Source organism: Pseudomonas sp. NBRC 111127, from assembly GCF_001320345.1.
GTDB classification, from domain to species: Bacteria; Pseudomonadota; Gammaproteobacteria; order Pseudomonadales; family Pseudomonadaceae; genus Aquipseudomonas; species Aquipseudomonas juntendi.
Genome location: NZ_BCBD01000025.1, coordinates 25,984 through 46,057, shown reverse-complemented (window position 1 = coordinate 46,057; position 20,074 = coordinate 25,984). Strand labels below are relative to the sequence as shown.

Here is a 20,074-nt window from a genome sequence, read left to right as displayed (position 1 = left end):
CGTTGTTCGGCCAAGGCTGCCGCCACGGTGATAGGCGGCTTGGGGGCAGTGAACATCTGGATCTGCTGGTAGATCGAGAAAGCCTTGTAGCCCCCCAGGGCCAGCACGATCAGCAGAACCACGGCCAACATGATGAGCATGCGGCGGCGCAGCATAGGTCCGGTTCCTTGGATACGGTTGTTATTCGTTCTGGCACGACAACGGGCGATCCTGCCCACGTGTGGATGGGGGAAGTATTGACTGTTTTTTGTCTGAAGGGGAGTAAATTGTCTGCACCGGCCCTATCGCCGGCAAGCCGGCGCCCACAGGGATCGCCGCAGCACCTTCAGCGCCTGTGAGATCGAGCGCCGCCCGCGCGGCGCTCGGTCTCACAGGCGCTGCATATCTTGTGACAAACACCTATCAGCCCTGATGCGACCCCTGTGGGAGCTGGCTTGCCGGCGATAGGGCCGGTGAAGGCCACGGATCAATCAGACCAGATGCAGGTGGTTGTCCCAGAACCCGGACGGCAGGCTCATCGGTTGCCCGACCAGTTGTGCCTTGGTGCAATCGTAGAAGCGGCAGCGGCCCTGCCCGGAGGTCACGACAAACCCGTCCTTGACTGCACCGACCCCGGCACAGTCGGGCATAGGGGCGTCGAGCCGCACAGCGCCGCTGTCCAGGTCCCAGACGAACAGGCGGTTGGCCCGTGGCGCGGTCAGCGCCACCAGCCGCAGCTCGCTGTGGATAGCCACACTGGCGGTGTACTGGGCCATGGCCTGCAGTTGCTGCTCGGGCACCGGAAAGGCCTTGAACGGCTCGCCCGGGCGCTTGATGGCCAGCAACTCGGCCGTTTCATCGGCGTCGCCCATGAACTGCTGGCAGGCGGCAATGGTGCCATCGCTGCCCACTGCCAGGTGGCGCACGCTGTTCATCTGCTGGGCGAGGGTTTCCTTGCTCAACAAGGTGCCGTCACGCTGCATCAGCACCAGGCTCGGCTCCATGGCATCGAGGTTCATCTCGACCCGGCTTTCGGCCTCGGTGCGGATCCCGCCGTTGGCCACCACCAGGGTTTCGCCGTCGGGTAGCCAGGCCACCTCGTGCGGGCCAATGCCGTGGGTGGGGAGCTCGCCGGTGTGTACCAGGCGCGCACCTTCGAAGCGGTACACGCCAAGCACGCCCCGCCCCGGGTCACGGGTGTCGTTCTCGGTGGCGTACAGCCATTCGCCGCTTTTGTGCACCACCGCATGGCCGTAGAAGTGCCGGTCCGCTTGCGAAACCACCGTTTGCAGCAAGCGCCCGTCGCGCAAGTCGACCAGGTAGCTTTCGGTACCGGGGCGGCGAGCGACGAACAGGGCGATCGGCTGTGCAGGGTGATGGATGATGGCATGGCAACGCTGGGCAACCTGGGTGCTGAACACCTGGGTGCCGTCCAGGCGGAACCCCACGGCATAGTGCTTGCCGTCGCCGTCGTCACGCGCCGAGAGCAGCAAGGGTTCGCTGCCTTTGTTGCGGAACAGGCTCCAGCCACCCAGGGTAAGGGCGCTGAGCAGTACGCTACCGAGTTTGATTGCCTGGCGTCGCAGCATGATCAGTCACCGTCGTTGGCATTGAAGCCCAGCTGGATGTTCAACGCCTTGGCCAGGTCGCCTTCGTGCAGGCGGTGGACCACGTTGAGGCTGTCATAGAGCTGGTTGAGGGTTTGTTGGCCGGCGTCGTCGGCCAGCAACTCGCCCAGGGTCTTCTGGTTGTCGGCCAGCAGTTTGAGCGAGGTAGCGTAGGCGGCGTCGATCTTGTCTGCCAGCGCTTTCTGATCGCTGGGCAGCAGGCCGCGCAAACCCTGGTTGTCGACCCCAACCCACACGGTCTGGGCAGCCTTGAGGGTGGCTTCCAGGCTTTTCAGTGAGCTGTGGCTGCGCCAGGCCTCGGCCTGCAGCGGCTGCGCGATGCCCTTGCTCTGGCGGCCCATGGGGGCGCCGAGTTTTTTCTTCAGCGTATCCAGTGCGGTCACCTGTGAGCGCAGCAGGTCGGCAATGGCCTCGTGGGAATCGGCGTAGCGCTGGTTGGGGAACTTGGTCATCTGCGAGAGCATGCCGTCGGTGCTGTTCCAGCTCTTGAGGATGTCCTCGGCCAACAGCTTCTGGTGCTCGCTGATGGCGACCAGCAGTGGGCAATAACGGGCCTTCTGCTCGGCTGTGGCGATGTCCGGCTTGCTGTCGAACAGAATGTATTCATAGGCCGACAGCCCACGCACCACCACGCTGGCCTTGCCCAGGGCGGCCACATCGACTGGCTTGTCGCCGTTGACCAATTGCTCTACCTGGCGGCCGACCAGGTTTTTCTTGTCGGGCCAGAACTGCACCTGCCAGGCGCGGTTGCCTTCGGCCAGAGGGCCCACCAGCAGCGGTTGCAGTTCAGCCCAGGCTTTTTGTGCGTTGAGGAAGTCGGCACGCGCCTTTTCCAGGTCTTCCTTGCCTTCGCAGTAGGCCAAGGCGCTGGCGGCCAGGGTACGGTCGGCTTCGACCCAGCGGCTGTAGGTGGGCAGGATCACCTGTTTGGCGATGGCGGCGGAGGTCACTGCTTGCGGGTCCTGCGGCGAGCAGGCGCCGAGGGCGAGTGCGGCGAGGCTGGTGAACAACAATTTGGGTCGGAACATGCCGGCTCCTTTGCGCGTTTAAAGGGAATTCAGGAACGCCAGCAGCGCGGCGCGCTGCTCGGCATTGAACGTGAGAACGAAATTGCGTGCTGCTTCGGCTTCGCCACCATGCCAAAGCACGGCTTCGAGCAGGTTGCGCGCACGGCCATCGTGCAGGAACTGGCTGTGGCCACTGACCGTTTCGCTCAGGCCGATGCCCCACAGCGGCGCGGTACGCCAGTCCTGGCCGTTGGCGGCGAATTCGGTACGCTCGTCGGCCAGGCCCGGCCCCATGTCGTGCAGCAGCAGGTCGCTGTAGGGGCGGATGACCTGGTTGGCCAGCTCTGGTTCGGTTGCATCGGCGGCGGTGGTGAACTGCGGTGTATGGCAACCCTGGCAGCCGGCCTGGTAGAACAGGTTCTTGCCCGCCAGCACCTGTGGCGCGCCCACGTCGCGGCGTGCCGGCACGGCCAGGTTGCGGGTATAGAAGGTGACCAGGCGCAGAATGTTGTCGCTGACTTCCTTCTCGCCATCGGCGCCATCGCCATTGGGCGCAGCCAGGCACGCGGCTTGTGCCGCCGTGCAGTCGTCCTTGGGTTGCAGGGTACTGGTCAGGCCCATGTCGCCGGCGAAGGCATGCACGTTCTGCTGGTTGACGTTGGGTTGGCCGGCCTTCCAGCCGAAGCGCCCGACCACGGTCTTGCCCTGGGCGTCATCCCATACCCGGTTGGCCCGCCCGCGAATGCCGTCGTGGTTACGGTCGTCGGGGTCTTCGTTGGCCAGCAGGGCGGCTTCGGGGATGGCTTCGAGCAGGCCCAGGCCGATCATCGGCGGGGCCACCCGTGCGGAAAACCGGGTGTCGGGGTGCATCACGCCGTAGCCCAACTGAGTGATTTGCAGGCTTGGCTTGCGCAGTTGCACCTGATGGCCATCCTCGAACGTCACCGTGTGCTGGGCATAGCTCACCCGCACCTTGCCTTCCGGGGCCACGCCGGGGATGGCCATGTCTTGCAACTGGGTGCCATAGACCGGTTCCGGCACCACGCCGACGCGCTCGATCACCTTGGCCAGGTAGGGTTGGTCGGGGATAGACAGGCGCACCAGCATGCCGACGGCGTTGCTGTCATTGGCGGCTGGGGGGTGACCACGGCCGTCGCGCACATGGCAGTTCTGGCAGGCATTGGTGTTGAACAGCGGGCCCAGGCCATCGCGTGCAGTCGTGGTGGAGGGGGCGATCACCCAGGGGCTGCGGAAGAAGCTGTTGCCTACGGCGAAGTCCAGCCGCCGTTCCGGCGAAAGGTTGGCTGAGGGCTGGGCGTAGGCGTTGCGGTCACTGCGCTGTACGGTGGCCAGGCCAGCCGACAAGGCTTCGCCGGGCTCGGCCTGGGTGAAGCGCGGGGCGTCGTCACAGGCAGCGAGGGCAAAGGCCAGCAGCAAGGGGCTGAGTCGAAACAGCGACAAGGACATCGAGAATCCTGGGCTTGAGCAAAAAACCGGCGTGCAAGCTTAGCAGGCCCAGGATCATTGAATAAGAGCAATTTGCGTTTGCTCGATGAAATCGTCGTTGCTTGTGGCCCTCAGGCGACATGCAGCTTGAACTGGCGGTTCACCAGGCTGACGATCAGGTTCTTGTGGCCACCATTGCGATTGTTGCCGGCCACTTCGATGACCTCGTCGCTGTCATAGTCCATGGTGTGGGCAGCGAGCTGTTTGATGGCATTCTCGTGGGCCGGTTTCCAGTAATCCTGGAAGACCCAGATGCTGGCTTCGGCAGCGGGGCCGAGAATGAGGCGCAAGGCTTTGTGGTTTTCATTGGTATTGCCGATCCACGGTACGGCCAGTTCGCCGTTCCAGGCGTGCTGGGCGCCGACTGCAACGCTTTTGCTGCGGTTCTCACCGTCGACCACGGTCAGGGTGTAGGGGGTGTTGTTGGCGATGGAGCACAGGTAGGTGACGCTGGCCATGTGAAGGTCCTTTTACGGTCGGGTTTCAGGGCGGGGTAGCGGGCTGCTCGGGCTGCGGTAGACGTACACGCCAAGCAAGGTGATCTCGTTGAAAGGCGGGTCCAGTTCGGCGGGGTCAAAGCGCCCCAGCAGTTGCAGGCCCTGGGCAAAGGCGACAGCCTCGAACATCTTGCGGTCGGGTTCGTTGGGGTCGTACAGGTAGATCTTGCCGGAGTGGGCAAGCACCCTGCACATCTCCAGGGCCACGTGGTAAGTGATGGGGGCGCCCATCAGGGTTACGTGGGGTATGGCGCGGGTGTCCAGCGGGAAACGGGGCGCATCGTATTCATCGACCTGATACAGGTGGGGGATGCGCTCGCCTGTGCGCGGCCCGTTGGAAATGCGCTGGCCGACTTTATTCAGGTTATAGGCGTGGGTGAAGCCGGTAATGATGTCCTTGCCCCCCACGCGCTGAACGATTCGGCCTTCCCCCCAAACATCAAGAATCTGTAGCACTGCGCCCTCCGGCCTGGTGATCCCGTGAATGGGGCCAGCATGAAGGGCGAAAGGTAGGACAGGCATCTGGAACCACAGCACCTGCAGCACAAACGCAAACGCCCGGCACAAGGCCGGGCGTTCGGGGTGAGGCGCCGTTACCGAATCAGAACTCGTGGTCCGCGGTATCCGGGTTCAGGTTGGCAATACCGAGCTTGCCCGCAGCCTGTTCGATCGCACCGGTCTGCTTGACCAGGGCGGCGATGGCATCGCGAACGATCTGGTTGCCGGCAGCGTTGTCGGGGGCGATCAACTGGTCGTAGTGCTCGCCTTTCTGCGCATGGTCGACCATGACCTGGATCTTGGCCTCGGTGGCCTCCAGGTCGGCCTTGAGGGTGGCGTCGGCCGCCGGGTCAACCTTGGCTACCAGCGACGACAGGCTCGGGCCGCTGACCTTGGTGCCGTCCGGGCGGGTGTACTCGCCCAGGTAGACATTGCGGATACCCTTGGCATCGTAGAAGTGCGAGTAGTGGGTGTTGTCGCTGAAGCAGTCCTGCTCGTCTTCCGGCGAGTTGGCTTCCAGGGAAACCTTCATGCGTTCACCGGCCAGTTCGCCCAGCGACAGGCTGCCCATGCCGAACAGCATCTTGCGCAGGCCATCGTTGACCGGCTCGGCTTCGAGCTTGGCGCGGTAGTTGTCGGCGACGTTCGGAGCCCAGTTGCCGACCATCTCTTCAAGGTCGGTGACCAGCAACTGGGTCACGGCTTTGAGGTAGGCGCGGCGGCGCTCGTTGTGGCCGCCGGTAGCACCCTGGCCTTCCAGGTAGTCCGACGCCGGGCGGGCGCCGGCGCCTGGGCCGGTACCGTTGAGGTCCTGGCCCCACAGCAGGAATTCGATGGCGTGGTAGCCCGTGGCGACGTTGGCTTCGGACCCTGCCAGTTCGTTCAGGCTGGCCAGCTTCTCGGGGGTGATGTCCTTGACGTCGATCTTTTCTTCGCCGACCTGGATCTCGGTGTTGGCGATGATGTTGGCGCTGGCGGCGGGGTTGCCCAGGGCATGCTCGTAGCTCTTGTCGACATAGTCGATCAGGCCTTCGTCCAACGGCCACGCGTTCACCTGGCCTTCCCAGTCGTCGATGATGGTGTTGCCGAAGCGGAAGGCTTCGCTCTGCAGGTAAGGCACGCGTGCAGCAACCCAGGCTTGCTTGGCAGCCTTCAGGGTTTCATCGTCTGGCTTGGCAAGGAAGGCGTCGACAGCGGTCTGCAGGGTTTTTGCGGTGCTCAGCGAGTCGCTGTACACGGCATAGACCATTTCTGCGTAATGCTTGACCACGGCTTTGCCAGCGGCTTCGTCGACAGCCCCTGGCGCTGCAGCGGTGGTGCTGGCGGCAGCGGGTGCCTGCGCTTGCGCAGCGGCAGCCTTGTCGTCTTTTTCGCCGCAACCGGCGAGGGCGATGGCCATGGCCAGCAGACTGGCGGAGGCCAGAGGCATTCGAATCATTATGGGTTTCCTGCGTCGTGTGGTTGGACAGTGCGCCTAGGCATGCGAAACGGCAACATCATGCGAAAGATTTGCATTTGCTGTAAAGGGGCGGGGGCGTATTTCATGCAAATCCAGGTCGCTGGCTTGGCCGGCCGAGCAGGTTCAGAGCATCGAGACCTGATTGCGTTGGGCTTGCTTGAGGAAGTGGGTCAGTTCACGCGCCGACAACGGCTTGCTGTAGTGATAGCCCTGGCCCTCGTGGCAGCCCTGGGCAATGATGTAGGTTTCCTGCTCGGCGGTTTCCACGCCTTCGGCGATGACCTGCATGCCCAGGCTCTTGCCCAGCTGGATGATGGCGCGAACGATGGTAGCGTCGTCATCGTCGTCAAGCAGGTCCTGGACGAAGCTCTTGTCGATCTTGATCTTGTCCAGCGGCAATGACTTCAGGTAGCTCAGCGACGAGTAACCGGTGCCGAAGTCGTCGATCGCAATCAGCGCCCCTGAACGGCGCAGGCTCAGCAGGTGCTGGGCGGCGGTGCTGATGTCTTCCATCAGGCCGGTTTCGGTGACCTCCAGCTCCAGGCTGCGCGGTGGCAGGCGGTAGGCCTGCAACAGGTTGTTGACCACCCGCGGCAGCTCGCTGTGGTGCAACTGCACGGTAGACAGGTTGACCGCCATGCGCAGGTCGCTGAAGCCCAGGTCGTGCCATTCGCGCAATTGCCGGCAGGCCTGGTCGAGTACCCACTCGCCGATGCTGATGATGCTGCCGTTCTGTTCGGCCAGCGGGATGAACTGGTCGGGCGGCACCATGCCCAGTTCCGGGTGCTGCCAGCGCAGCAGGGCCTCCACGCCGACCACGCGGTGGTCGCGGTAGCTGATCTGTGGCTGGTACACCAGGTACAGCTGGTTACGCGGCAGGGCTTCGCGCAGGTCCTTCTCCAACTCGCGGCGGCGGCGCATTTCACTGTCGACGCTGGCAATGTAGAACTGGTAACGGTTGCGCGAGCGGGCCTTGGCCAGGGTCATGGTCTGCTCGGCTTTCTGCAGGAGCTTTTCCGTGCTGTCGCCGTCTTCTGGGAACAGGGTGATGCCGATGGTGGCGCGCAGGCGGATCTGCTGGTGATCGAGGTCGAACGGCACCTCTAGGTCATCCAGGATACTTTGCGCCAGTTCGGCAGCTTCGTAGGGCTGCTCGATGTTGGCTTGCACCAGGGCAAACTGGTCGCCGCCCAGCCGCGCCAGGGCACCCAGGCGGCCGCTATGCGCCCGCAGGCGGTCGGCCAGGGCCAGTAACAGTTGGTCACCCACCTGGTAACTGAATTGTTCGTTGATACCCTTAAAGTCGTCCAGGCCCACGCACAGTACCGCCACCCGGTGTTGCAGGCGGCCACCGTCGACCAGGATCTTGTCCAGTTGCTGTTGCAGCTGCTGGCGGTTGGGCAGGCCGGTCAGGAAGTCGTATTGGGCCATGCGCTGCAGGCTGTTTTCCGCTTCGTGACGCAAGTGGGTGTTGCGCTCGATCGAAGCCAGCAACTGGTTGGCCGTGTTGACCCAAAGGCCCAGTTCGTTCTTTTCGTGCCCCTTTAGCAGCGGGATCTGGTGCTGGCTGGGGCGGTCGGGGTTGATCTGCGTGAGGTGCTCGATGATCTTCGACAGCGGCTTGGTCAACAGCCAGTGGTAGACCAGGTACAGCACCAGGCCCATGGCCAGGGCGCGCAATACGCCGGAGATGAAGATGATGACCGCGTTGATCAGGAAATCTTCACCATACGAAGAGGTGTCGAGGGTGATGCTGAGGTCGCCGTAATATTCGCTGTAGGGGCCGCGGCCGACCAGTTGCGTGGTGTAGGTACGTTCCTGGCCGAGAATCAGGTCGGTCAGCCAGCGCATGGAGGTGTCCCGCAGCGGCCTGGACTTTTCTGCCAGCATGGTTTCATTCGGGTGGCCGATGGACGCCATGCGTACCGACTCGTCCTGGAACAGGCCTTCCATCACCTGCATGCCCATTTCACGGTCGAGGCTGTACACCGCCTGGGTCGACGGGTCGCGGAACATGTCGAGGATGCGCTGGGCATCGTTGTTAACGGTCTGGCGGGTCTTGTAGGTGTCGTAGACAATTTGCGCACAGCTGAGCAGTACGCCGACCGCCAGCGCCGACAGCAGCACGACCCTGAGCAACTTGACCGACAAGCTGTTCCGCAATTCCAGCTTCAATGGGGTTTCCTTAATCCATGCGCATGGCATCATTTTGCCATCAACGATGACGATACACTATCGGCCTACCATGAGCAGTGTATCGGTTGCCTGCCCCTGCAACTTGAGTGCGCTGTCTCAATCTTCCAAAGATTTGATGTTAGCGCGCTCTGCCGCCTGAGCAAGCAAAACCGTGCGGCTCGGTGTACCGGCGCGGCGGCCCCTGGCAGGCACAAAAAAACCCGGCACATGGCCGGGTTTTCTGTTCAAGGCTGGGTGACTCAGGCCTTGAAGGTCTTGCCTTCGAACTGCTCGGCAACGAAGGCCCAGTTGACCAGGTTCCAGAACGCCTCGACGTACTTCGGACGCAGGTTGCGGTAGTCGATGTAGTAGGCGTGTTCCCAGACGTCGCAGGTCAGCAGCGGGGTGTCGCCGCTGGTCAGCGGGCAGCCGGCGCCAATGGTGCTGGCCAGGGCCAGGGAGCCGTCGGCTTTCTTCACCAGCCAGCCCCAGCCGGAACCGAAGGTGCCGACCGAAGTCTTGGTGAACTCTTCCTTGAACTTGTCGAAGGAACCGAAGGCCGCGTTGATGGCATCGGCCAGGGCGCCGGTTGGCTGGCCGCCGCCGTTTGGCGACAGGCAGTTCCAGTAGAAGGTGTGGTTCCAGACTTGAGCGGCGTTGTTGAAGATGCCGCCCGAAGAGGCCTTGACGATTTCTTCGAGGGACTTGCCTTCGAATTCGGTGCCTGGGACCAGGTTGTTCAGGTTCACGACATAGGTGTTGTGGTGCTTGTCGTGGTGATACTCCAGGGTTTCCTTGGAGATGTGCGGCTGCAGGGCATCGTGGGCGTACGGCAGCGGCGGCAATTCAAAAGCCATGGTGGATCTCCTGATTCAGGTCTGTTTGCGGTTTGCGCAAGGCCGATCACGGGCGGCCCGATCAGCGTCGGCGAGTTTTTACTCTTTGCGACGCAAGGGCTGGATCATAGCACCGGGTCCGGCGCATAACCACGCAACAAACATAGGGAATAGAGGTTCCGGGGCGGTCGAGCCATGCCGACCGGTGGTCTCGGGCTCTGCCTGCCAGGGCCCTTGGGATCAGTTGAAGATCAACTGCGCCGCCACCGCAAACATCATGACCGCCACCATCAGGTCGAGCATGCGCCAGGTTGCCGGCCGCGCCAGCCACGGGGCCAGCCAGGCCGCGCCGAGCGCCAGGGTCGAGAACCACAGCAGTGAAGCGCTGGCGGCACCGGCCACATAAGCCCCGGGCTCGGTCTGCTGGGCGCCCAGCGAGCCGATCAGCAACACCGTGTCGAGGTACACGTGCGGGTTCAGCAACGTCACCGCCAAGGCACTGAGCAGTACCGCACGACGTGAACGTGTGCCTTGGCCCTGCTGGTGCTGCAGGCTCTGTTTCGAACAGGCACTGCGCAAAGCCTTGGCCCCGTACCAGATGAGGAACACCGCACCGCCCCAGCGGGCGATCGCCAGCAAGGTCGGGTTGTGCGCCAGTACGGTGGCCAGGCCAAACACACCGGCCGCTACCAGGATGGCATCGCAGACGATGCACAGCGCTGCCACCGGCAGGTGATGCTCGCGGCGCAGGCTTTGAGCAAGTACGAAGGCGTTCTGGGCGCCGATGGCCATGATCAGGCCGAAGGCCACCAGCATGCCGTTGAGATAGCTTTGCCACATGGCCGGGCTCTCCGAAAAGGTCATAAAAGATGCTGGTCATTGTGTGGGTTGGGGCGGTATAAGAAAAACAAATAAAGCTGATCCCTCATTAGGAAAATCGATGCTCGACTACAAGCTGCTTGCCGCCCTGGCGGCCGTGATCGAACAGGGTGGTTTCGAGCGTGCCGCGCAAGTGCTGGGCCTGTCGCAATCGGCCATTTCCCAGCGCATCAAACTGCTCGAGGCGCGGGTCGGCCAGCCCGTGCTGGTGCGCGCTACCCCGCCCAGCCCGACAGAGGTCGGCCGCCAGTTGCTCAACCATGTGCAGCAGGTACGCCTGCTTGAACGTGACCTGCAGCGCCAGGTGCCGGCGCTGGACGAAGAAGGCATGCCAGAGCGCCTGCGCATCGCCCTCAACGCCGACAGCCTGGCCACTTGGTGGGCTGGCGCGGTGGGCAACTTCTGTGCGCAGCAGAACGTGCTGACCGACCTGGTGGTAGAGGACCAGGAAGTGGGCCTGAAGCGCATGCGTGCGGGTGAGGTGGCGGCCTGCCTGTGTGGCAGTGAACGGCCTGTGGCCGGGGCACGCAGCCTACCGTTGGGGGCAATGCGTTATCGGGCGTTGGCCAGCCCCGGGTTCATGGCGCGCCATTTTCCCCAAGGCTTTGTCGCCAGCCGCCTGGCCCGCACCCCGGCCATCGTGTACGGCCCGGACGACTTCCTGCAGCACCGCTACCTGGCGTCGCTGGGCATGGAGGATGGTTTCCTGCACCACTTGTGCCCGTCATCCGAAGGCTTCCTGCGCATGACCGAGGCGGGCCTGGGCTGGGGGCTGGTGCCCGAATTGCAGGCCCGCGAGCAACTGGCCGGTGGGCAGTTGGTGGAAATTTGCAGCGATACCCCCATCGATGTGCCGCTGTACTGGCATCATTGGCGCAATGGCGGGCAATTGCTCGCGCAACTGACCGAGCATCTGCGGCATACGGCAGGGCAATGGCTGGTGCCGTTGTAGCCGCGGCTGGCGTCAGTTGCATCTGAAATCTGGCAAGACGGAGTGTTACATGCGAATTCTGGTCACCGGCGCGAGTGGCTTCATTGGCGGGCGCTTTGCGCGTTTCGCCCTGGAGCAGGGCCTGGACGTGCGGGTCAGCGGTCGCCGTGCGGAGGGGGTGGAGCACCTGGTCAAGCGCGGTGCCCAGTTCATCCCCGGCGACCTGAACGATGCCGAGCTGGCCCGGCGCCTTTGCCAGGGCGTCGAAGCGGTGGTGCACTGTGCCGGCGCTGTGGGGCACTGGGGGCGTTATCAGGATTTCCACCAAGCCAACGTGGTGGTCACCGAGAACGTGGTCGAAGGGTGCCTCAAGGAGCACGTGCGGCGCCTGGTACACCTGTCGTCGCCGTCCATGTACTTCAACGGCCGCTCGCGCCTCGACATCCGGGAAGACCAGCTGCCGCGCCGGTTCCATGACCATTATGGGAAAACCAAGTACCTGGCCGAGCAGAAAGTGTTCGGTGCGCAGGAGTTCGGCCTCGAGGTGTTGGCACTGCGCCCCCGCTTCGTCACCGGGGCCGGCGATGCCAGCATCTTCCCGCGGCTGATGCAGATGCAGCGCAAGGGCCGGGTCGCGATCATCGGCAATGGCCTGAACAAGGTTGATTTCACCAGTGTGCACAACCTCAACGAGGCACTGCTCAGCGCCCTGTTCGTCGATGACCGGGCATTGGGCCAGGCCTACAACATCAGCAACGGCCAGCCGCTGCCGTTGTGGGACGTGGTCAACTACGTAATGCGCCAGATGCAGTTGCCGCAGGTGACCCGCTACCGTTCCTACGGCCTGGCCTACAGCCTGGCTGCGCTCAACGAAGCCGCGTGCATGCTATGGCCGGGGCGCCCGCAACCGACCTTGTCGCGGTTGGGAATGCAGGTCATGAGCCGTGATTTCACCCTCGACATCAGCCGCGCCAGGCAGTACCTGGACTATCAGCCGAAGGTCAGCCTGTGGACGGCGCTGGATGAATTCTGCGCCTGGTGGAAACATCAGCCCCCGGGGCAGTGAACGCGGCGCGCCGATTAGGGTCAGCAGTGCGCCGCGCGAGCGGTTTATACTCCTGTTTCTTTGCTATTACCGCGGTTGAACTCACCCATGCGCAACGATGCTCACGACGATTTCGATGATGTGCCAACCCTGCGGGCCGGCACCCCTGATGATGACGAACTGTTGCCGGCGCACGTGGCCCGTAGCCGCCAGAAGGCGGCCAGGCCGGCCAGCACCGGGCCTTTGTGGGTGCTGCTGGGGGCCTCGTTCATAGCCCTGGCCGGGCTGGGCTGGTGGAGCTTCCAGCAGATCTCGCTGATGGAGCAGCAACTGGTGGCCACCCAGGAAAGCTTTGCCCGCATCAGCGAGGATGCAGCGGGGCGCTTGCAGGCAATCAGTGGCAAGGTCGCTGCCAGCGAATCGTCGGTCAACACCGGCAGCGAGGCGCTCAAGCTGCAGATCCGCCAGTTGCAGGCCAGCCTGGCCGAGCAGAGCAAGCAGCAGCAAGGCGTGGCTGGCCAGGCCGGCGACCTGGGCAAGCGCCTGGAGCAGGTGCTGGCCGATACCCGTGAGCAGCAGAAAGCCGTGACCGAATTGCAGGGCCAGCTGCAGGCGCAGTTGAAGGCGGTGAATGCCGAGCTGGCGGCGTTGAAGTCGGGCCAGGTAGACGGTGGCAAGCTTGATGGGCAGCTCAAAAGCCTGAGCGAAGAGGTGGCTGCGCTGAAGAAGCAGGGCAACCCGAGTGCGGCGATCGAAAGCCTGGAGCAGGACGTGCTGGTGCTCAAGACGCAAATGGAAAACCGCGGCTCGTCGGGCTCAAGTGGCGCATCGGTACAGGAGTTCGATGCGTTCCGCGGGCAGACCACGCGCAACCTCAACACCCTTCAGAGCCAGATCCAGAACCTGCAGCAGCAAATCAACGCTCGGCCCTGAAAATGGCCTGAACCCGCTGCTACAGGTGCACGGTAGCAGCGGGTTCGCTGGGTTACAGGCGCGGGTAATCGATATACCCCACCGGCCCCTTGCTATAGAACGTTTCGGGGTGCGCCTCGTTCAACGGTGCATCTGCTGCCAGGCGTGCCGGCAGGTCCGGGTTGGCAATGAACGGCACCCCGAACGCCACTGCATCGGCCTTGCCATCGGCCAGCGCTGCATTGGCACTTGCCTTGTCGAAACGCTCGTTGACGATGTATGGCCCACCAAACGCCGCCTTGATCAACGGCCCGATGCTATCGTCGGCTTCACGCTCCCGCGAGCAGATGAAGGCGATGCCGCGCTTGCCCAGTTCGCGGGCAACGTACGTGAACGTCTCGGCACGGTCGGCGTCACCCATGTCGTGGGCGTCGGCACGTGGTGCCAGGTGCACGCCGACCCGGTTGGCCCCCCACACCTCGATGGCGGCATCGGTCACTTCCAGCAGCAGGCGTGCGCGGTTTTCCAGCGAGCCGCCGTAGCGGTCGGTGCGCTGGTTGGTACTGCTTTGCAGGAACTGGTCGAGCAGGTAGCCATTGGCGCCGTGAATTTCCACACCATCGAAGCCGGCGGCCTTGGCGTTTTCTGCACCGCTGCGGTAGGCCTCGACGATGTCGCTGATTTCTTCGGTTTCCAGTGCGCGCGGGGTGGGGTAGTCACTCAGCGGGCGTACCAGGCTGACATGCCCCTTGGCCTGGATCGCGCTGGGGGCCACCGGCAGTTCGCCGTTCAGGTAGCTGGGGTGCGAGATACGCCCCACGTGCCACAGCTGCAGGAATATGCGCCCGCCAGCGCCATGCACGGCCTTGGTGACATTGGTCCAGCCGCGGACTTGCTCATCGTTCCAGATACCGGGCGTATCAGGGTAGCCGACGCCCATGGCGGTGACCGAGGTTGCCTCGCTGAGAATCAGCCCGGCGCTGGCGCGTTGGACGTAGTACTCGGCCATCAAGGCATTGGGCACGCGGCCCTCGTCTGCACGGCAGCGGGTGAGTGGGGCCATGATGATGCGGTTGGGCAACTGCAGGTCGCCCAGGGTGATCGGATCGAAAAGCGTGGTCATGTCGGTTACCTGCTGGTCAAAGCGCTTGGCGCAGTTGTTCCAGGAACGCCTGGATGGTGGCTTCGTTGCGTTTGAAGAAATGCCATTGGCCGATCTTCTGGCTGCTGATCAGCCCGGCACGCTGCAAGGTGGCCAGGTGGGCGGAGACGGTCGACTGCGAAAGGCCGCAGCGTTGGTCGATCTGCCCGGCACACACACCGTTTTCGGTGCTGTGGTACTGGTCCGGGAACTGGTTTGCCGGGTCTTTCAGCCAGCTGAGAATTTCTCGCCTGACCGGGTGGGCCAGCGCTTTTATGATTTCGTCGAGATCGAGTGGCATGGCGTTAGGCTCGTTGTAGCGGTATATCGCGATAGGGCGAAATATAAATCGCTGAATGCCGATATCCAAATATCCAGTGGTGCTTAGCTGAGTTCAAATCGCTATATCGCGTTATAACGATATTGGGCGCCGCGGTGTTAGACTGCGCTCATGAACTACCTTGCACATTTGCACCTGGGCGGGCCGGCCCCGCAACAACTGCTGGGCAGCCTGTACGGCGATTTCGTCAAAGGCTCGCTGGACGGGCGCTTCCCGCCTGCCTTGGAGGCGGCTATCCGGTTGCACCGGCATATCGACAGCTATACCGACCGGCACCCCTTGGTACTGGCGGCGCTGGCGCGGTTCCCACGTGAGCGGCGGCGCTTCGCCGGCATCGTGCTGGACGTGTTCTTCGACCACTGCCTGGCGCGGCATTGGCACGACTATGCCGAGCAGCCTTTGGCGCAGTTCACTGGCAAGTTTTATCGGGTATTGCTGGCGGAGCCTGAGCTGCCGGGGCGGCTGGCGCGCATTGCGCCGTTCATGGCTGCCGATGACTGGTTGGGGGCTTATGGCGACTTCGCCACGCTGGAGCAGGTGTTCAACGGTATCGGCCGGCGGCTGTCGCGGCCAGACGCGATGGCGGGGGTGATGGTGGAGCTGGAGCGGCTGTACGAGCCGCTGCTGGCGGACTTTCGCGCGTTCTACCCGCAATTGCAGGCGTTTGCAGCGGCGGGGCGTGTGTCAGGCAACTGATGTTGGTTGCCTGTGGTGGCCCTATCGCCGGCAAGCCAGCTCCCACAGGGATCGCGTCAGGGCTGTCGGTGTTTGCCTCAAGTTATGCAGCGCCTGTTAGATGCTACGGCGAGCATCTGGCAACCCTGATGCCATTGCCAGAAACCATAGAATCTCCCACAAGTTCACTGCAGGTTTGCAGGCCAACGCAGTACCTGTAAAGCCGGCTTGCCGGCGATAGGGCCGCAACATGAGATAGAGATCAGGCAGCCCGCGCCTGCCGCCGTGGCGCCGCCTCGACGTTTTCGAACCCATACAACGCCAGGTGAATCGCCTGCTGTGCCTGCATTGCCAGCAGCGCACGTTCCTTGCCCACAGTCCCGATGGGCGGCAACAGGTGAATGCATACCTGCGCACGTGGCTGGGCGAACAGGCGCAGCAGGTGCGCCACCAGGTCGTCGTCACCAACAAAAGGCGCAACCGGGTCGATCTGGCCGTCGCGCAGGTATTGGATGGCCACTGGCTGCACCGCTACGCCACGGTCGATGGCCGGTGCCAGCAGGCGGCCATGGAAAGTGCGCAAGGCGTGACCGCTGGTGGTGGTGCCTTCAGGAAAGATCAGCAGCGGTCGGGCCAGGCCCAGTTGCCTGGCAATCTGCTCGCGCAGCCGTTCGCTGTCGCCGCCCCCACGACGAATGAACAGCGTGCCGGCCTGGTCCGCCAGCCAGCCGGCCAGCGGCCACTGGCGCACTTCGGCCTTGGACAGGAATGACAGGGGCATCAGCATGGCCAGCAGGGGGATGTCGGTCCACGACACATGGTTGCTGACCCACAACATCGGCCGCTGCGGCAGCGCCCCGCGCACCTGCACGTCGAAGGGCAGGGCTGCGACCAGGCGTTTCATGAACAGGCAGGTCCAGCGCTGGCGCCGTTCGAGCGAGGCCTTCAGGCCCAGCCGCTGCCCCACGGCGATCACGCTGGCCATCAGCACGCCGAGCAGCACGACCAGCAGCAGCCTGCAGACGCGGGCCAGCACCCGCAGCCTGGGCATCAGACTGCCGCCTTGAAGTGGCGGGCGTAGCGCGGGCACAGGTCGTCGCGCTTGAGCAGGATGAACACGTCGGCGACCTGGAAGTCTTCGTCCCAGCACGGCTCGCCGCAGATCTTTGCACCCAGGCGCATGTAGGCTTTGAGCAGCGGTGGCAGTTCAGCGATGACGTTGTTGGGCAGCGCCAGGTTCGGCAGCGGCTTCTTCGGTTCGGCGCGCAGGTGTTCGGTGCACAGGTAGCGCTCGCGCAGGCGCTGCATCACGGCCTGGGCCTGTACGCCACCGTCCTGCATGGGGATGCTGGCGCAGCCCATCAGGTAACGGTAGCGGCCTTCATTGAGGACCTCGGCCAGCTCGCCCCAGAGCACGGCAATGGTGCCGCCATTGCGGTAGGCGGGGGCTACGCAGGTACGCCCCAGTTCAAGGATCGGCCCTTGCAGCTGCAACAGGCCGTGCAGGCGGAATTCTTCTTCGCTGTAGAACCGCCCCAGGCTGCTGGCGGCCTGGTGGTCAAGCAGCCGGGTAGTGGCCACCAGCTTGCCGGTACTCAGGTCGCGTACACCAATGTGGCGGCAGTGCACGTCGTAGTCGTCCATGTCCAGGCCGTGCTCGGCACCTTTGAGTTTGGCCTTGAATTCTGCGCTGAACACTTGGTAACGCAAGGCTTGGGCTTCTTGCAGCGCCTTGGCGCCAACCAGGCGTTCGGCTTGCAGACGGCGTTCAGTGCTGTTGTCGCCAGCGTGAGCGATCCGAGTCATTGCGAGTCTCCATAAGCCAGCCATGAAGGGTTGCGGCCGGTCGGCTTTGTTGTGCAAAGTCAGCCTAGGCAGACGCGGTGTCACCCCGGTGAAGCTTTGGTGATGCTTGCGTGACAACACCCAGGGGCTTGTACGTGCCATTCCAGGCTCTGCGGCCGCAGGTAGACGCGGCGTTGGCGGCGGGGCCGGCGCATTGGGCCGAGCTGTGGCAGCGGGATCAGGGGGTGATGGCGCTGGCTGCGGCGGCGCGGGAGAAACGGCTGCACAAGGCCTGGGCTGCTGTGGGCTCTGCATGAGTGCGCAAGCCCCAGCAGGGCACGCCGCTTGCTGCCGCTAAAGCGGGCGGGTAAGGTTGGCGGCTTGGTTTTCTGAGATTTGTCATGTTCAAGTTGCCCTCCGCGCTCTTCGCCCTGTTGCTGGCTGTTTGCCTGCCCGCCCATGCCAACTGGCACCTCGATGGCGAGTCTTCGCGCTTGTCGTTCATTACCGGCAAGAACGGCGATACCGCCGAAGTGCATCGCTTCCTGGTGCTGCATGGTTCGGTCGACAACAAGGGCGTGGCGGGCTTGCGCATCGAGATGGATTCGGTCAGCAGTGGCATCCCCCTGCGTGATGAGCAGATGCGTGACCAGCTGTTCGAGGTCGGCCGCTTTGCCGAGGCCACGGTGAAGGCGCAAATCGACCTGCGCCCGATCAATGACCTGGCCGATGGTGCCCAGATCGAGCTGCGCCTGCCGCTGACGGTCACCTTGCACGGGCAGTCGCACCGCTACAACGCCTTGTTGCTGGCAACCCGCCTGGATGCGCGACGGTTCCAGGTGGTCACCCTCGAGCCACTGCTGCTGCGTGCCGAGGACTTTGGCCTGCTGCCGGGGCTGGAAAACCTGCGCAAGTTTGCCAAGCTCAAATCCATCAACCCGTCGGTGCCGGTCAATGCGGTGCTGATTTTCACCGCGCGCTGACATGCCGGGGCCGGTATTTCCCTGGCGGGAGGGTAACCAGTTCGAGCTGCTGATCGACGGCCCCGAGTTCTTTCCGCGCATGCTTGGGGCGATCGAGCGCGCCGAGTCGCAGGTAGACCTGGAGCTCTACCTGGTCGAGGCAGGGGCCTGTGCCGAGGCGGTGGTCGAAGCGCTGGAGCACACGGCCCGGCGGGGAGTGCGAGTGCGCTGCCTGTTCGACGACTACGGTTCGCTGGCCTTCAACAGCAAGCTACGCCAGCGCTTGCTGGCGGCGGGCGTGGACCTGCGCTGGTACAACCGCCTGCGCTGGAAGCGTGGCCTGCGCAACTTGTACCGCGACCACCGCAAACTGCTGTTGGTGGACGAGCGCTGGGCCGTGGTCGGCGGCACGGGCGTAACCGATGAGTTCTGGACACCCGGCCAGGCGCGCAGTGACTGGCACGAGGTGATGGTGCAGATGCAAGGCCCGGTGGTGGCCGACTGGCAATTGCTGTTCGACCGCCAGTGGCATGCCAACAACCGCCGCACCGCATGGCGCCCCGCCGAGGGCTTTGGCTTGCCGCGCCTGCCCAAGGTGCCGGCGCAGGGGCAGGGCATGGGCCGGGTGGCCTACGCCGACGCCCGTCAGCACCAGGATATCCTGCACGCGCTGGTGCGCGCCCTAAACAGCGGCAAGCAACGGGTATGGCTGGCCACGCCCTACTTCTTGCCAACCTGGAGTGTACGCCGTTCCTTGCGCCGGGCCGCCAGCAAGGGCCTGGACGTGCGGCTGCTGCTGACCGGGCCGCGCACCGACCACCCCTCGGTCCGGTATGCCGGGCACCGCTACTACCCGCGCCTGCTGCGCGCTGGTGTACGCATTTTCGAGTACCAGCCGTGCTTCCTGCACCTGAAGATGGCCGTGGTGGACGACTGGGTCAGCGTTGGCTCCTGCAACTTCGACCATTGGAACCTGCGCTTCAACCTGGAAGCCAACATCGAGGCACTGGACCCACCGCTGACGGCGGCCGTGGTCGCCAGCTTCGAGCGCGATTTTGCCCTGAGCGAGGAAGTCGACCTGGCCCATTGGCACGCCCGGCCGCTGTGGCGGCGGGTCAAGCAGCGCATCTGGGGCTGGCTCGACCGGCTGGTGGTGAACCTGCTCGACCGCCGCGACTGATAGCGGCTATCGTGCAATGACTGTTCACGGGCGAGCGAAGGAGTGTGTGCGATGACGGCGAAAAAAATTCTGATGCTGGTCGGCGATTACGTCGAGGATTACGAAGCAATGGTGCCGTTCCAGGCACTGAGCATGGTCGGCCACACGGTGCACGCGGTCTGCCCGGAAAAGCTGGCGGGGCAGACCGTGCGTACCGCGATTCATGATTTCGAGGGTGAGCAGACCTACAGCGAAAAACCCGGGCACAACTTTGCCCTGAACTTCGATTTCGTGCGGGTGCGGCCCGAGCGCTACGACGCGCTGCTGATCCCGGGTGGCCGGGCGCCGGAGTACCTGCGCCTGGATGAGAAGGTGCTGGAGTTGGTGCGGGCGTTCGACCAGGCCGGCAAGCCGATTGCAGCAGTGTGCCATGGTGCGCAGTTGCTGGCAGCGGCCGGGGTGCTGAAAGGGCGCGAATGCAGCGCCTACCCGGCGTGTGCGCCGGAGGTGCGGCTGGCGGGTGGGACGTTCATCGACATCGCCGTGGACCAGGCCCATGTGGATGGCAACCTGGTAACCGCCCCGGCCTGGCCGGCGCACCCGGCGTGGCTGGCGGCCTTCCTCAAGGTGCTGGGCACCCGCATCGCCTGACAGGCGTGT

Annotated in this window: 20 protein-coding genes and 2 pseudogenes; 8 read left to right on the top strand and 14 right to left on the bottom strand. The window is 63.9% G+C overall.

Translation table 11 applies throughout. The features are described 5' to 3' along the window. The 10 genes and pseudogenes from APH30_RS28645 to APH30_RS07280 form a co-directional block, all read right to left on the bottom strand. Nucleotides 1–155 (bottom strand): annotated as a pseudogene (locus APH30_RS28645) (efflux transporter periplasmic adaptor subunit); the annotation flags it as partial. A gap of 315 nt (nt 156–470) precedes the next feature. Next, on the bottom strand, nt 471–1,568 hold the full coding sequence (locus APH30_RS07320) for a DUF1513 domain-containing protein (RefSeq protein ID WP_054912089.1): 1,098 nt from the start codon (nt 1,566–1,568) through the stop codon (nt 471–473). Nucleotides 1,569–1,570: 2 nt separating this feature from the next. Beyond that, complete coding sequence (locus APH30_RS07315) at nt 1,571–2,635, bottom strand: imelysin family protein (protein ID WP_009686819.1); 1,065 nt, start codon at nt 2,633–2,635, stop codon at nt 1,571–1,573. A gap of 18 nt (nt 2,636–2,653) precedes the next feature. Next, entirely contained in the window at nt 2,654–4,081 is a 1,428-nt protein-coding gene (locus tag APH30_RS07310) for a di-heme oxidoredictase family protein (RefSeq protein WP_054912088.1), read from the bottom strand. A 110-nt stretch (nt 4,082–4,191) separates the two neighbouring features. After that, nucleotides 4,192–4,578, bottom strand: coding sequence for a hypothetical protein (locus tag APH30_RS07305; protein WP_054912087.1), 387 nt, complete (start codon nt 4,576–4,578; stop codon nt 4,192–4,194). A 12-nt stretch (nt 4,579–4,590) separates the two neighbouring features. After that, complete coding sequence (locus APH30_RS07300; protein ID WP_054912086.1) at nt 4,591–5,073, bottom strand: hypothetical protein; 483 nt, start codon at nt 5,071–5,073, stop codon at nt 4,591–4,593. A gap of 145 nt (nt 5,074–5,218) precedes the next feature. Beyond that, nucleotides 5,219–6,553, bottom strand: coding sequence for an imelysin family protein (locus APH30_RS07295; RefSeq protein WP_009686823.1), 1,335 nt, complete (start codon nt 6,551–6,553; stop codon nt 5,219–5,221). Nucleotides 6,554–6,697: 144 nt separating this feature from the next. Continuing rightward, nucleotides 6,698–8,749 (bottom strand): bifunctional diguanylate cyclase/phosphodiesterase, encoded by a 2,052-nt coding sequence (locus APH30_RS07290; protein WP_029887117.1) that lies wholly within the window; start codon nt 8,747–8,749, stop codon nt 6,698–6,700. A gap of 260 nt (nt 8,750–9,009) precedes the next feature. Beyond that, on the bottom strand, nt 9,010–9,606 hold the full coding sequence (locus APH30_RS07285; RefSeq protein ID WP_009686825.1) for a superoxide dismutase: 597 nt from the start codon (nt 9,604–9,606) through the stop codon (nt 9,010–9,012). A 219-nt stretch (nt 9,607–9,825) separates the two neighbouring features. After that, nucleotides 9,826–10,425 carry a LysE/ArgO family amino acid transporter gene (locus tag APH30_RS07280; protein ID WP_054912090.1) on the bottom strand — a complete coding sequence of 200 codons (600 nt, stop codon included), beginning with the start codon at nt 10,423–10,425 and terminating at the stop codon, nt 9,826–9,828. Nucleotides 10,426–10,525: 100 nt separating this feature from the next. Between APH30_RS07280 and APH30_RS07275 the strand changes: the two genes are divergently transcribed. From APH30_RS07275 to APH30_RS07265, 3 genes are all read left to right on the top strand, one after another. Continuing rightward, on the top strand, nt 10,526–11,416 hold the full coding sequence (locus APH30_RS07275) for a LysR family transcriptional regulator ArgP (RefSeq protein ID WP_054912085.1): 891 nt from the start codon (nt 10,526–10,528) through the stop codon (nt 11,414–11,416). Between the two features lie 49 nt (nt 11,417–11,465). Beyond that, the gene (locus tag APH30_RS07270) at nt 11,466–12,461 is read left to right on the top strand and encodes an NAD(P)-dependent oxidoreductase (protein WP_054912084.1); all 996 of its coding nucleotides are present in this window, start codon (nt 11,466–11,468) and stop codon (nt 12,459–12,461) included. 87 nt (nt 12,462–12,548) lie between these two features. Continuing rightward, nucleotides 12,549–13,373 (top strand): hypothetical protein, encoded by an 825-nt coding sequence (locus APH30_RS07265; RefSeq protein WP_054912083.1) that lies wholly within the window; start codon nt 12,549–12,551, stop codon nt 13,371–13,373. 52 nt (nt 13,374–13,425) lie between these two features. Here APH30_RS07265 and APH30_RS07260 read toward each other — a convergent pair whose 3' ends face one another. After that, nucleotides 13,426–14,475, bottom strand: coding sequence for an alkene reductase (locus APH30_RS07260; protein WP_009686830.1), 1,050 nt, complete (start codon nt 14,473–14,475; stop codon nt 13,426–13,428). A gap of 16 nt (nt 14,476–14,491) precedes the next feature. Further along, nucleotides 14,492–14,794, bottom strand: a complete 303-nt coding sequence (locus APH30_RS07255; protein WP_054906130.1) for a helix-turn-helix transcriptional regulator — start codon at nt 14,792–14,794, stop codon at nt 14,492–14,494. Between the two features lie 150 nt (nt 14,795–14,944). Between APH30_RS07255 and APH30_RS07250 the strand changes: the two genes are divergently transcribed. Then, nucleotides 14,945–15,529: an ACP phosphodiesterase gene (locus tag APH30_RS07250; RefSeq protein WP_054912082.1), complete on the top strand. Its 585-nt coding sequence runs from the start codon at nt 14,945–14,947 to the stop codon at nt 15,527–15,529. Between the two features lie 241 nt (nt 15,530–15,770). On the opposite strand, the gene APH30_RS07245 is transcribed toward APH30_RS07250, so the two are convergent. Together APH30_RS07245 and olsB are read right to left on the bottom strand one after the other, a co-directional pair. Next, nucleotides 15,771–16,559, bottom strand: a complete 789-nt coding sequence (locus APH30_RS07245; protein ID WP_054912081.1) for a lysophospholipid acyltransferase family protein — start codon at nt 16,557–16,559, stop codon at nt 15,771–15,773. Next, the gene (gene olsB / locus APH30_RS07240) at nt 16,559–17,314 is read right to left on the bottom strand and encodes an L-ornithine N(alpha)-acyltransferase (RefSeq protein WP_029887338.1); all 756 of its coding nucleotides are present in this window, start codon (nt 17,312–17,314) and stop codon (nt 16,559–16,561) included. Before olsB ends, APH30_RS07245 begins: the two co-directional genes overlap by 1 nt. A gap of 125 nt (nt 17,315–17,439) precedes the next feature. Here olsB and APH30_RS27615 point away from each other — a divergent pair. The 4 genes and pseudogenes from APH30_RS27615 to APH30_RS07225 all read left to right on the top strand — a co-directional run. Beyond that, nucleotides 17,440–17,610, top strand: a pseudogene (locus APH30_RS27615) (acyl-CoA dehydrogenase); the annotation flags it as partial. Nucleotides 17,611–17,694: 84 nt separating this feature from the next. Continuing rightward, a complete protein-coding gene (locus APH30_RS07235) occupies nt 17,695–18,276 on the top strand; it encodes a YceI family protein (protein ID WP_009685647.1) in 582 nt (193 codons plus the stop codon). A gap of 1 nt (nt 18,277) precedes the next feature. Next, nucleotides 18,278–19,435: a phosphatidylserine/phosphatidylglycerophosphate/cardiolipin synthase family protein gene (locus APH30_RS07230; protein ID WP_054912080.1), complete on the top strand. Its 1,158-nt coding sequence runs from the start codon at nt 18,278–18,280 to the stop codon at nt 19,433–19,435. 51 nt (nt 19,436–19,486) lie between these two features. Continuing rightward, nucleotides 19,487–20,065 (top strand): DJ-1/PfpI family protein, encoded by a 579-nt coding sequence (locus tag APH30_RS07225; protein WP_029887341.1) that lies wholly within the window; start codon nt 19,487–19,489, stop codon nt 20,063–20,065. Nucleotides 20,066–20,074 lie beyond the last annotated feature (9 nt).